General features: G+C 59.8%; 10 protein-coding genes. 6 read left to right on the top strand and 4 right to left on the bottom strand.

Annotated elements, in window-relative coordinates:
- Positions 1–23: 23 nt before the first annotated feature.
- On the bottom strand, positions 24–1,151 hold the full coding sequence (locus LDZ21_RS23195) for an FAD-binding oxidoreductase (RefSeq protein ID WP_244796301.1): 1,128 nt from the start codon (positions 1,149–1,151) through the stop codon (positions 24–26).
- Positions 1,152–1,559: 408 nt separating this feature from the next.
- Between LDZ21_RS23195 and LDZ21_RS23190 the strand changes: the two genes are divergently transcribed.
- Positions 1,560–2,489, top strand: coding sequence for a LysR substrate-binding domain-containing protein (locus LDZ21_RS23190; protein WP_244796300.1), 930 nt, complete (start codon positions 1,560–1,562; stop codon positions 2,487–2,489).
- Positions 2,490–2,653: 164 nt separating this feature from the next.
- The gene (locus tag LDZ21_RS23185) at positions 2,654–3,910 is read left to right on the top strand and encodes an aromatic ring-hydroxylating oxygenase subunit alpha (RefSeq protein WP_244796299.1); all 1,257 of its coding nucleotides are present in this window, start codon (positions 2,654–2,656) and stop codon (positions 3,908–3,910) included.
- 37 nt (positions 3,911–3,947) lie between these two features.
- Here LDZ21_RS23185 and LDZ21_RS23180 read toward each other — a convergent pair whose 3' ends face one another.
- Positions 3,948–4,793: an alpha/beta fold hydrolase gene (locus LDZ21_RS23180; protein ID WP_244796298.1), complete on the bottom strand. Its 846-nt coding sequence runs from the start codon at positions 4,791–4,793 to the stop codon at positions 3,948–3,950.
- Between the two features lie 653 nt (positions 4,794–5,446).
- Between LDZ21_RS23180 and LDZ21_RS23175 the strand changes: the two genes are divergently transcribed.
- Positions 5,447–5,848: a low affinity iron permease family protein gene (locus LDZ21_RS23175; RefSeq protein ID WP_244796297.1), complete on the top strand. Its 402-nt coding sequence runs from the start codon at positions 5,447–5,449 to the stop codon at positions 5,846–5,848.
- Positions 5,849–5,865: 17 nt separating this feature from the next.
- Here the strand turns inward: LDZ21_RS23175 and LDZ21_RS23170 are convergent, their stop codons facing one another.
- Positions 5,866–7,665, bottom strand: a complete 1,800-nt coding sequence (locus LDZ21_RS23170) for a GGDEF domain-containing protein (protein WP_244796296.1) — start codon at positions 7,663–7,665, stop codon at positions 5,866–5,868.
- On the opposite strand from LDZ21_RS23170, the gene LDZ21_RS23165 reads away from it, so the two are divergent.
- Complete coding sequence (locus LDZ21_RS23165; RefSeq protein ID WP_244796295.1) at positions 7,664–7,930, top strand: hypothetical protein; 267 nt, start codon at positions 7,664–7,666, stop codon at positions 7,928–7,930. The two genes, LDZ21_RS23170 and LDZ21_RS23165, sit on opposite strands and share 2 nt — an antisense overlap.
- Positions 7,931–8,086: 156 nt before the next feature.
- Here LDZ21_RS23165 and LDZ21_RS23160 read toward each other — a convergent pair whose 3' ends face one another.
- Positions 8,087–9,757 (bottom strand): purple acid phosphatase family protein, encoded by a 1,671-nt coding sequence (locus LDZ21_RS23160; RefSeq protein ID WP_244796294.1) that lies wholly within the window; start codon positions 9,755–9,757, stop codon positions 8,087–8,089.
- A 168-nt stretch (positions 9,758–9,925) separates the two neighbouring features.
- On the opposite strand from LDZ21_RS23160, the gene LDZ21_RS23155 reads away from it, so the two are divergent.
- Both LDZ21_RS23155 and glyA read left to right on the top strand, forming a co-directional pair.
- Positions 9,926–10,690 (top strand): YukJ family protein, encoded by a 765-nt coding sequence (locus LDZ21_RS23155; protein ID WP_244796293.1) that lies wholly within the window; start codon positions 9,926–9,928, stop codon positions 10,688–10,690.
- A 201-nt stretch (positions 10,691–10,891) separates the two neighbouring features.
- Positions 10,892–12,154, top strand: a complete 1,263-nt coding sequence (glyA, locus tag LDZ21_RS23150) for a serine hydroxymethyltransferase (RefSeq protein WP_244796292.1) — start codon at positions 10,892–10,894, stop codon at positions 12,152–12,154.
- The last annotated feature ends 560 nt before the right edge of the window (positions 12,155–12,714 follow it).

Raw genomic sequence — 12,714 nt, 5'->3', positions numbered from 1 at the left:
TGCGATAAACGATCTCCGTGCCGCTACAGTTCGAGCGTCAGGTCGGAAGTGGGCCGGCTGCAGCACAGCAGACGGAAACCCTTCTGAATCTCTCGTTCGCGGATACCGCCGTTGTGTTTCATATCGACGGTTCCGTCGACTACTTTCGTCTTGCAGGTGCCGCACACGCCCTGGCTGCACGACGAAGGAATTGCGACGCCTGCCTTTCTGGCGGCAGAGAGAACCGTTTCGGAGGCGTCCATCAGGAAGCTCTTCGATGACCGCGACAGCCTGACGCTGAATTTCTTCTGAGAAACGGGCTCTTTCTCGTGAACCAGCTCGGGCGCGACTCCGGACGTGATATCGAAGCTCTCCTGATGATAGCGAGCCGGATCGTGCCCGCCTTCGCGCAACAACTCGCGAACGGCGTGCATATAGCCCGCCGGGCCGCATGTGAACACTTCACGCTCTCCATAATCGGGCACCCACTCCGATAGAAGCGAAAGGCTAAGGCGGCCCGTTGGTCCGCGCCATTCAACTTCATCGCCGATGCCTTCGCAGACGAAGTATGTGCGCAGGCCCGGCGAAAGTTCGACAAGCCGGTGAAGCTCCTTTCGATACACGATATCGGCGGGCGTGCGTGCGCTATGAACGAATACGACGTCGCGGTTCAGGCCAAGGTCGATGCCTGCGCGCGTCATCGACATCAGCGGCGTGACGCCGGAACCCGCAGAGAGATACAGGGACTTGTTCGACCGCGCGGCGGTCGACGTGAACGTTCCCGATGGGCCATATGCCCGAAGCGTGTGTCCGGGCGTCATTTGATCATGGAGCCAGTTGGACATCGTGCCGCCGGGTACGCGCTTGACGGTGATGGATACGAGGTAGGGGCGCGTCGGAGGGGACGAAATCGTATAGCAACGTTCGACCGATTGACCGTGCACGTTTGCCGAGATGGTCATGAACTGGCCCGGTTCGAAACGTACCGGCGTACCGTCGCCGACGCGAAACTCGAACGTCTTGACGTCGTGCGTTTCATCGATCACTCGGCAGCAGGTGAGCGTCTGTTGTTCGCGGCTTGCCCACGGTTCGCCACCGCTTTCCCATGTACCCTGATTTGAAAAACGGTCCGCATCGGGCGCAACGTCGAATATCCTGTCTAGCGAGTTCATGGCATTGGATCAGTTGAAACGCCCTGCGTGCGTGCGCTTGCGTCGTGACGCGCGAACGGATGGACGTGTTTGGTGATTTGAGTCGATGACGAAGACGATCACCGGCAACCGAGCCAGTTCGTGACAGCGTTGCCGCGGGTCTTCGCTTGCGTGGAGTATTGGTTCACGAAATGGCAGCGTCAACGCGCTTAATTTTCAGGGCGCTATTACATTAGATTATGCGTGGCTGCGGCTGAGGCAACGCGAAGCCGGCCGGCTTGCGGCTCGTCTAAAAGACGCGGCGGAAAACATTAATGCCTCGTTGCAGGGCGCGCAGCAGTTCGCTATCGTTCGCTGTCGAACGAGCGGCGAACATCATCGCCCCTCTGAAAGCGTGGTCATAGAAACGATTTCCTCCATGAGCTAACGATGAAAGCTGCTACAGATGGCGCGAAAGGGTATCGCCGGCTCGTTCCCTCGCTGACCGCACTGGTCGAATTCGAAGCCGTGGCGAGGCTGCGCAGCTTCACTAATGCCGCTGCGGAGCTGGGCGTCACACAGGCGGCGGTCAGTCGTCAGGTACGGCTTCTCGAAGAAATGCTGGGCGTTCGCTTACTGGACCGGCTGCACCGGAATCTCAAGCTGACGAAGGAAGGCGAGGTCCTTTATACGGTGGTGTCGGAATCGATGGGCAGGATCGCGGGCGTCTTCGATCGCCTGTCCACTGGCATCGATGATGAAGAACTCGTGCTGGCGACGACCGCGGCTTTCTCGCATTTTCGCCTGATGTCCGGCATCGGAGCACTGAAGCAGATGTACCCGAATCTGCGCGTGCGCCTGACGACGACCATGTTCACTGCCGACTTGCGTCACAACGAAGTAGACGCCGTCGTGCGATTCGGAAATGGCACCTGGAAAGATGGAACCTCATATCTGTTGTTCGAAGAGCAGGTATTCGCGGTGTGTTCCCCGAGCTGGATAGAGAAGCACGGCATGCCGGAGACGCTGGATGAACTGGCCGATTGCTCGCTCATTGCAGACGATCCGACGTCCGAAGGATGGCTCACTTGGGAGCAATGGTTCAGAGCGCTCGGAGGCCGCCCTGGCAAGCTGAAATATGGCCTGCGTACATGCCTCTACGCGGACGCGGTGCAGGCAGCCATCGATGGACAAGGCATCACGCTCGGCTGGTCGAGACTATTGCACGAACGTCTCGTCTCTGGCGAACTCGTGCGCTTGACGGACGCGACGCTTACCCTGCGCGACGCTTATTATGTCGTCGTGCCTCACGGCAGAAGCATTACTCCGACGATTGAAAGTCTCATCAATCTACTGCGCGAGGCGGCGGGCGTCGCTTGAGGCCAAGAAGTTTAGCGGGCGGCATCACGCACGCGCGAACGCATAATCCAAAGTAATACATCGTGGAAAATTAAGTGCATTGACGCGATTCTTCGACACTCCAATACTGGGGCCAATGCGGGAACATTCGACCTCCCGCTATATTCCAAAAGTTGGAGAAGACAATGTCTGAGTTCGTGTTGAAGCCCCTCGGTGAACTCGTTCGGAGCCGCGAGCCGGGTTGCGGATTGCCGGGAGAGGTTTTTAGCCGACCAGATGTTTATGAAACCGACGTCCAAGTCTTCTTCCATAAGCACTGGATCGTGGCTGGCGTGACGGCGGATGTGCCGGAACCGGGCGACGTGTCGGTCATCGACATCGGCAAGGCGTCGGTCATCATCGTGCGCGATGACGACGAGAACTTTCGCGCGTATCGCAATGTATGCCGTCACCGCGGCTCGCGGCTGAAAGAAGCCGGCAAGTCGACTGTCGGCATGCTGGTGTGTCCGTATCATCAGTGGACTTACGATCTCGACGGCAGCCTGCGTCATGCGAAGCATATGGGCAAGGACTTCGATGCGACGTGCCGCAGTCTGTTGCCGGTGCACATCAAGGTCGTCGGCACGCATATCTTCGTGTGCTTGGCGGACGAGCCGCCCGCCGACATCGCAACGCTCGAAGAAACGATGACTCCGCGTTTCGCTCCCTATGAGTTGCAGAACACGAAGATTGCGTTTGAGTCCGAGATCATCGAAGACGGCAACTGGAAGCTCGTGATGGAGAACAATCGCGAGTGCTATCACTGCGAGGCGGGACATCCGGAGTTGACCTTGTCCTTCGTGCCGGAATCCACGGGTGCGAGCGCGGACGACATGGACGAGGAAGGAAGAAAGGCGCTCGATGCATATAACAAGGTCAACGCCGAAAGCCAGAGCGATTGGGAAAGCGAAGGCTATGTCTGCTCACCGGTGGAAGCGCTCAGCGGCGACGTCGTCACGCAATTCCGCACGCAACGGTTGATCATTGGAGGCAATGGCGAGTCGCAGACGATGGATACCAGGGTCGCGTGCCGGAAACTGCTTGGCAATCTGACTCGCCGTGATCTCGGCGACACCCACCTGTGGACCCATAACTCATGGTCACACGTGATGAGCGATCACGCGATGATCACGTACATCATCCCGCTTACGCCCGAGAAGACGCTGGTCCGTACGAAGTGGCTCGTTCACGCGGACGCAGTGGAAGGCGTCGACTATGACCTGACGAAGCTGACCGAAGTCTGGGTCGCGACGAACGCGCAGGATGCGAGCCTCGTTGCGATCAATCATCGTGGCGCGCGAGATCCCGGCTACATTCCAGGGCCGTATTCACTGACCACTGAGACGTATGTCGACCAGTTCGTCGGCTGGTATGCGTCGCGGTTGACGGCGCACGGTTACTAGGTCAGAAGGCGCGCAAAGCCGGTTCTATGGCAGCGGATCAAAGCGTTTCGGTGGACATTGCAATCGATTCTGTCCGTTCGATGTTAGCATCAACTTCAGCGATGTGCCGCACGATGGCCGCATTCACTTCGTCAGCATGCGTGACAGGTCCCATGTGTCCTGCGCCCTCTACTACTGCGAGGCGCGCCGCTGGCAGGAGCATGGGCAGGCGCTCCGCGATGGCACGCGTTGGAACAGGCGCGTGCTGTCCGCGCAGGATGAGGGCGGGAACGCGCAGCGCGGCGTAAGCACTGGCGGGCGTGCGTTCGTCGAGCAGCGCACAGAAATCCAGTGGCGCCTTCGGAGCCCAACGTGTAAGCGCCGCCTGCACCGAGGGCCGCAGCGCGTCCCATGCTCCCGGACCGCCCCAGTAATCGACGAATGAAGCCGCAGCGCCGCGATAATCACCACAGCTGACGCCATCGGCGGTGCGCTTCGAGATCGCGACGATCTCTGCGAGTGCATGCATTCCGTGTGCGCCCATCGTCTTCAACAGATGAAACGCCGACGGCTCGTACAGCGTCAGACTCGCGATGCGCTCGGGGCGTTCGAGCGCAGCGCGCAATGCCACGCCACCGCCATATGAGTGGCCCACGAGATGAACCTTGTCCGAGGAGGCGTCGATGATGCCGACCGTTCTCGCGGCCTCGTCGGCAAGCGTGAATGCGCGCTCGCCGCTCCACGCTCCCGTGCTCTGGCAGCCGTAATGCTCGGGCGCGCTGAACACGTGACGCCCGCCGATGGCCTCGCCGAGCTTTCGCCATTGAGCGGCTCCGGACCCTGAGCAATGCAGTGCGATAACCGGTCTTGCGGATGAAAAGGCTTGCGCGTCAGTGGTATTCATTTCTCAAACGTCCCTTTTTAAGAAGGCATCGAATGAGTGTGAGTATCGGCGCGTCGTTCGCGTGAGGGAATGACCTATCGTCCACGTGTCTTGCGCAAGACGCCGGGAATGGACGGTTTCACACTGGCTTCAGAATGTCTAATATCAAAGATAGCCGTGGGGCGCGTGCTATCGCCTTCTTCACGGTGTCAGTGGACGGAGGACGCCATGAACAATAGCGGCGCGGTTGAGCACTCAGGACTTATTCACGCGCTCGCGCCATGGCGGCAATCTTCATGCTGATATGCGCTTCACATGCGGGTGCGCGGACGATTACCGTCATATCCGCGACCTATGGCGCGAACTGCGGCGCGCCGGCCGGCAACGCAACCGGCGACCTCGTGCGTCAATGCGATGGCCGCGACACATGCCAATACATGCCGGATCAAAGAAGCCTAAGTGACTCTGCGCAGTCGTGTAGACGCGATGTACAAGCCGACTGGCGCTGCAGCAGCTCCGAGTTGCACACGGCGATGTTAAGCCCCGGAGCCAATGCCGATAGCACGCTAGTGTTGACTTGTATCGAGGAAAACGGACCGGGACATTGAGCGCCTTTTCCTCCGATGATGCGAAGAGCAATCAAGCAAACCAGCATCCGATGACGTGGAGACGACATGAAGACTTCCTGGTTCCTCAAGTTCTCGAACACGCTTGCGCAGTTGGCTGGCCGTGCATCGACGTTCGTCGTCGCTGTGGGCTTGGTGGTGGTATGGGGCTTATCCGGACCGTTCTTCCACTTCAGCGACACGTGGCAACTCGTCATTAATACGTCGACGACCATCGTCACGTTCCTGATGGTGTTCCTGATTCAGAATACGCAGAATCGCGACACCGCTGCAATGCAGATAAAGCTCGACGAAATCATCCGGGCGCTGGACAACGCACATAACGCGCTACTCGATCTCGAGGAACTCGACCAGAAAGAGCTGACTAGGTTTCGAAAGCATTATGAAGCGCTCGCGCAGCAAGCGCGCGATGACTTGCGTTCGACCGGTAGAAGTGCAGACGACGAATGAACAGTCGCAGCAGACGGTCAGATGACGTCGCCATCGACAGAGAACTCCATCACGACGATGCCAATGGTGTCGCGTTTCGCGCGCTGCTTTGCAACTGACGCGACCTTGCTCAGTTGCGCCGCTGCGCGCAATTGCCCCGGCTTGACGGTGACCGCGCCGACGGACAGTCTCACGAAGTGAAAGAACGCCTGCCTCGCGAATCGGTCTTCGCCGATGATACCGCCCGCAGCGCGGTCTTCAGCGGAGTAATAGACGCGCACCCGCTCGTTGAATTCGCCTGCGGCCCTGCTGATCCGCTCGTACCAGTCGCCGCTTTGAAAGAGGATCAGGAAGTCGTCGCCACCAATGTGGCCGAGGAAATCGCCATGAGGATCGCACGCCGACGACAATGCGTGCGCAACCGCTTTCAAGACGGCGTCGCCTTGCCAGTAGCCGTAACGATCATTGAAGGGCTTGAAGTGATCCAGATCCGCGTAGCACGCGACAAACCCCACGCCGCTATCGATCAGGCGTTCGATATGCGCGCCCAAGGGCAGATTGCCGGGCAGAAACGTCAGCGGATTCGCGTGACGCGCAGCATCGAGTCGAAGCTCGGTCACGGCCCGCACTGCCCTTGCGCCTGCAATGAGACCGATGTACTTGCCGTCGTCGACAACAATGAAGCCGTCGGATAGCGCGTGCTGTTCGTCATCGGTCAATAGCGTGGCGATCGTTTCAATGCTCGCCGTGCGTTCGATGGATACCGGCTCCCGATTGGCGAACTGCATGCATGCACGCTTGCCGAAGAGTTCGCGGTGATACGGCAACGCGAACTGGTCGATCAGCGAACGCCGGTTGATGAGCGCGACGGGCGTGCCATGGCGATCCACCACAGCGAGCGCGTGCAGGGACGGAAACGCGTTGAAGAGAGGCACGGCGTCGTCGTTGCGCGCTTCGGGCTTAAGCGTGGGCGCTTCGATCAACATGAATTCGAGTTGATTCGCGCTTTCTTTGACATCGGCGCGACGATGCTTCGTCGCCGGATACACCGCGATCTGTTGCGATCGCAGCAGAGTAGCGGCGGATTCGGACACGCGCGTCGCCGGCGTCTGCGATGGACGCCCAAGCAAGAAGCCCTGCGCGAACGGGATACCCAGATCGCGCACGATTCTGAGGTCCGCTGCGCATTCGACGCCCTCCGCGATCAGCAATGTGCCGGTCGCGTTCGCGAAAGACACCATCGATTTGACGGCTTCGAATTTCACTGCATTCTGCGCGATGCCATGAACGAAGTATCGGTCGACCTTCACGTAGTGCGGTGCAAAGTGTGCCCACAGACTCAGCGACGCATTAGCGACGCCGTAATCGTCGAGCGCGAAGCGCAAGCCGCTTGCACGCAATGCATTGACTGAAGCGGCAAAGACATCGAGGTCGGGAATCTGGCTTTGCTCCGTCAGTTCGATCACGATCCGCTTGCGATCGACGTGCAGCAACGAGGCTTCGCGATCCGGCTCGGAGCTGATCGCGGCAGCACTGTAGTTGACGAAGAGAAGCGCGTCGCCGTCCAGGCGACCGTTGAAGTAAGCCTCGATGCATGCGCGCGCTGCGGCTTGTTCTAGCTCGACGGCGAGTGCTTCATCGTGCGCGCGAGCGAAGAGAGCGATCGGCGATTCGAGCGCTCCGCCTGCCGGGCCGCGAATGAGCCCTTCGTGTCCGATGACCGCGCCGTCCGAGAGCCGCACGATCGGCTGAAAGAGCGCCTTTAGCGCGCACGATTCGATGAGCCGCGAGATGATGGGCTCGCTGCTCGTTTCACATTCCGCTAGTGGAGAAAGCATGGCCACCGTCGATTCGCACATCGGCACGCGTTCCAGCGCGAGCGATGGCGCAAGAGTTGAGGGACTGTTCCGGCAGATATTGCGCTCAGCACGTTTCCAGCGTGAACGCCTGCATGACCGAGGTCAGGGCTTCGGCTTTCTTGCGCAGCCCTTGCGCGGCCTGCACGCCGTCCTGAGCGAATGCTGCATTCTCTTGCGTGGTGCGATCGAGGATCGACATGGCGCCGTTGAGTTCATCCAGATCGCGGCTCTGGTCCGCCGATGAATTCGCATGCTTAACGGCCTTCGGAAGTCTGAGTTGAATGAATTATTTGTGACGCGATGCATCGCTATGGTGCATCGGTTTCTAGCGATAATACGGATAACGAAAGAATTAAAGCCCCGATGTCATCTGTCACCGGGGCTATGTCTTTGACTCAGTTCAGCGGCGGCACTGCTTCTCCAGCACGACGGCTTCGAACAGCTCGTACTCGCCCGTCGACGTCTGATCGGCGCCCGGTGCATGGTAGTAACTCATCGTGATGGAAGTCTTGCCGCCGTGCTCACCGGGATTGACATCGAACACGGCGATGCCATAGCCCGTGCCGGTATCGCGTTGCGCCGACCAGATTGCATCCTCGACGGCATCGGCGCCGGGGCGGACGAATGCGCCCGCAGTCGCGCCCGGGGCCGGCGCATTGCGTTTCGTGAACACTTGCGCTTGCGGCAACCCGTTACCCGGATCGGTGCCGTACACATCGAGCGGGGCGCTCGTGCCGCCGCCGCCGAGAATCAGGTGGATCGTGCCGCGCGTCGAGTCGATCGGATCGTTTGCGCGCTGTGCTGTCGTCACCGGACGCGGTTGAAGGGTGTCGACGCGCTCGCCCGTCAGCACGTTGCGGCCCGCATGATGATTGCAGCCGCGCACCGGATGACTGCGCTCGTAGTCGTGATCGTGGCCGCATAGCACGAGGTCCACGCCATAGCGGTCGAAGAGCGGCAGCCATGCCTCGCGGATGCCTTTATCCGAACCGTTGCCCGTCTTCGATGAACTGAGCGCATCCTGATGCATCTGCACGACGATCCAGTCGATGTCGTCGTCATGTGATGCCTCGCGCAGCGTGCGTTCCAGCCAGCGTGTCTGTTCGCCGTTGCTATAACCGCGAACATAAAGCGACGTGCCGGGCGGAATGGCGGCGTGACCCGTGCTCGCGGCAGGCACGAGCGGCGCGGGGCCGGCAACGAACGCGGCGGCGTCCTGATAGACGACGTCGTCCGCATCGAGCGAAATGAAGCGCACGGAGCCAATCTTGAAGCTGTACCAGCGTCCCTGAAAATGCGTGCCGTTGTCGGGCAGCATGTAGCGCGTCAAATACGAATCGAAGCCCTGTTTGCCGTTGTGAAACTCGATCTCATGGTTGCCGGGGCAGGGCATCCACGGACGATTCGCGGCCGATGTCTGCGCGTTGTTCCCGAAGTCGCGCCAAACTTCCGGCTGATGCGACGGGTTGAGATTCGCATAGCAGAGATCGCCGTTCAACAGATGAAAGAGCGGCTGAAAGCGTTCGACGGCTTGCACCGCGAAGCGGCTTTGCGGCGATGACAATACCCAACCTGTGTTCGGCGTCGCCAGATCGCCATAGCTCGTAAAGCGGAACTTGCGGCGTCCGTGCGGCGCGGTCGTGAAACTCGCGCTGAAGGGTTGCGCGGCTCGGCTGTCGTTGTCGGCGGTGACTTCGTAACGGTAGGCCGTGTCGGGACGCAGCCCGTGCAAGCGTGCGTGATAGGTGAAGACGGTCTCGCCGTTGAGACCATCGGTGTACGTTCGCTGGATCGCGTGAACCTCGTGCGCGTGACCGCCTTCCCTGCTCAAGCGAACGCGCGGCTTGATCGCTCGTGCGAGCGACGCCCAGCTCACGATCACTTCGCTCGTCGGGTCTTCACCCCACGTGAGGTGCACTTGCTCGGGCGTTCCATCAGGATTCGATGTCTGCGCGAGCGCGGGTCCGCTCATCACATTGGCGGCCGTGGCGAGACCCGACGCGCCTGCGAGCTTGAGAAAGCCACGGCGCGATGCGATCGATGCACCATCCTGCTGGATCTTCGTGACCATGAACGTCGAACTCCTTTTGGGAACGGATATGCTTTGAATTGCGTTTGCAAGACATTATGGTCAGGCTTATGACGCGACCGTGACAGAAGACTCGAAGGTTTCAACTACTGTGCACGAAGGTCTTTCAAAGCTGAAAATACCGTGACGTTTCACGTAAAGGAGAGGTGCATGGCACGTAATCCCTATGTCGTATTCAAGGGCAAGGTCACCCTCGGTGTTCCCTTTCTGGACGGTTACGAAGGCGATCCGCATTACGTCATCGTCAGTGAAGACCAGAACGGCAATGAGTTTCGCATCGTCACGAACGTGAAGTCCGACAGCTCGCTCACCGGGCCAGCGGGTTATCTCGTGCTTTATTTGTGGGACCAGTACTTCGAGCATCCGATGACCGCCGATCTCGCCACGCTTGCGGCAGGCGTGTCGACAACGGGCTTTCCAAAACTGGACTACGTGCATGACAAGCGCCTCGTCGATCTCACTGCGATGCGTCCCATTCCGCTCGACACGAAGGACGAGCACAACGACATCAACGCGCTCATCAATGAGATGCTGCAACTCGACATGTCCGTCGATGGCGTCGACTATGTTTATCCGACACCGAGCTATCGTGACAACCGGCTTGGATGGAAGCCCCGGAAAGACGTAACGGTGTATGGCTTCGGCTTCCTGTTCGAACCGGGCAAGGACGGGTTGCACGAAACGCACATGAATCAGGGCAATCCGAAGCCGCCGCCGGGGAGCCATACGAAAGACCATTCGAACGAGAACGGCGTGTTTCAGGATGGCGCGGTGATGATCGAAGTCGACGGCAAGTTTCAGGCGCTATTCGTCGCGTTCCAGACGCAACTCGTTCCGACCGACAATCGCGGCAGGCCGATTCCCGGCGAGTCGCATCCGATTCTGCAAACCGGCAAGAACGCGGACCACGGTTGATGATGCTTGGCCGCGCGTGTGGAGGGTGACGCTTTTATCCACGAAAGATGGCGAAAACGTCCTAGTCCCGGCGATACGAGTCACGGCATGATCTGGCGATGCTTGCGTCACTGCAAGGCCGATTTGCGGTCGCGCGCCCCGCGAACACGGTCGGCAAGCGTTGCTTTCCACGTTTAATCGCCCACTTCATCGGAGCCGTTCATGTTTGATTATTCGTCTGGTACTGTCTCGCGCGTCGACCCGGAACTCTGGCAAGCCATTGAACAAGAGAACCGCCGTCAGGAAGATCACATTGAACTGATCGCGTCGGAAAACTACACTTCGCCCGCCGTGATGGCTGCGCAGGGTTCGCAACTCACGAACAAGTACGCCGAAGGCTATCCCGGCAAGCGCTATTACGGCGGTTGTGAGTACGTGGATATCGTCGAGCAGCTTGCAATCGATCGCGTCAAGCAACTCTTCGGCGCCGAAGCGGCGAACGTGCAGCCGAACTCCGGCTCGCAGGCCAATCAGGGCGTGTTCTTCGCGATGCTCAAGCCGGGCGACACGATCATGGGCATGAGCCTCGCCGAAGGCGGCCACCTCACGCACGGCTCGCCGGTCAACATGTCGGGCAAGTGGTTCAACGTCGTGAGCTACGGGCTGAACGAAGCCGAAGACATCGATTACGAGAAGACCGAAGCGCTCGCCAAGGAACACAAGCCGAAGCTGATCGTCGCGGGCGCGTCGGCGTTTGCGCTGCGCATCGACTTCGAGCGGCTGTCGCAGATCGCCAAGAGCGTCGGCGCGTACTTCATGGTCGATATGGCGCATTACGCGGGTCTGATCGCCGCGGGGCTTTATCCGAACCCGGTGCCGCATGCGGACTTCGTCACGACCACCACGCACAAGAGCCTGCGCGGGCCGCGCGGCGGCGTCATCCTGATGAAGGCGGAGTTCGAGAAGCAGATCAATTCGGCGATTTTCCCCGGCATTCAGGGCGGCCCGTTGATGCACGTGATTGCGGCGAAGGCCGTCGCGTTCAAGGAAGCGCTCGCGCCCGAGTTCAAGGCGTATCAGCAAGCCGTGATCGACAACGCGCGCGTGCTCGCCGAAACGCTGGTCAAGCGCGGTTTGCGCATCGTGTCGGGCCGCACCGAGAGCCACGTGATGCTCGTCGACCTTCGCGCGAAGAAGATCACCGGCAAGGCCGCGGAAGCGGCGCTCGGCAACGCGCACATCACGGTCAACAAGAACGCGATTCCGAACGATCCGGAGAAGCCGTTCGTCACGAGCGGCGTGCGTCTGGGCTCGCCCGCGATGACCACGCGCGGTTTCGGCACGAAGGAAGCGGAGATCGTCGGCAATCTGATTGCGGACGTGCTTGAAGCGCCGGAAGACGAGGGCACGCTCGCTCGCGTGAAACAAACCGTCGCGGACTTGACGCGCCGCTTCCCGGTTTACTCGGGCAAACAAACTGGTTGATACGAGTGAGCGGCGGCGCCTGTAGCATCGGCGCCGCCGCTTTGGCAAACGAGCTTGCACGCTCGACAGCCCGCTGTTCTTCGAATCGTCTGTCCCGCCTACGTCCGGCTTAATATGCGGGCAAAATCACAACGAGCTAGCGAAAGCTGCGCTCATCCATCTCGGCGCACCCGCGCCTCATTCCGCCTCCTCTCCATACAACGCGCGGCACGTTCCTGCCCAAAGCGTCACGGTGAGGATTTTTCGGAATTCAGCCATTTGTCGTTCGACATTCTTGCTAGACAATCCGAGGCCCGTCACAAACGGAAGCCGTCTGTAAGCCGCTGAACTGACTCGTCACCGGGTAGACCCGAAGCAAGTCATAAGCGCGCCTTAAGCAAGGCTGCAATAGCGTGCTGTTGGAGTGGACGGCAAGCCAGAGTGATAACGAGGCTCGCGATTCGCAATCGTCTTTACCGCCTTTACTGCGCTCGGTGAAAGCACAGACGCAACGAATGCCATAACGATGAGCGCAGTTTACCCGCCAGTCATGCGGATTCGCTCTGCTTCAAGCCGTGCGT

Source organism: Caballeronia grimmiae (genome assembly GCF_022879615.1).
Taxonomy (GTDB): domain Bacteria; phylum Pseudomonadota; class Gammaproteobacteria; order Burkholderiales; family Burkholderiaceae; genus Caballeronia; species Caballeronia grimmiae.
The sequence above is the reverse complement of the archived record's forward strand: the minus strand, read 5'-3'. Positions and strand labels throughout refer to the sequence as shown.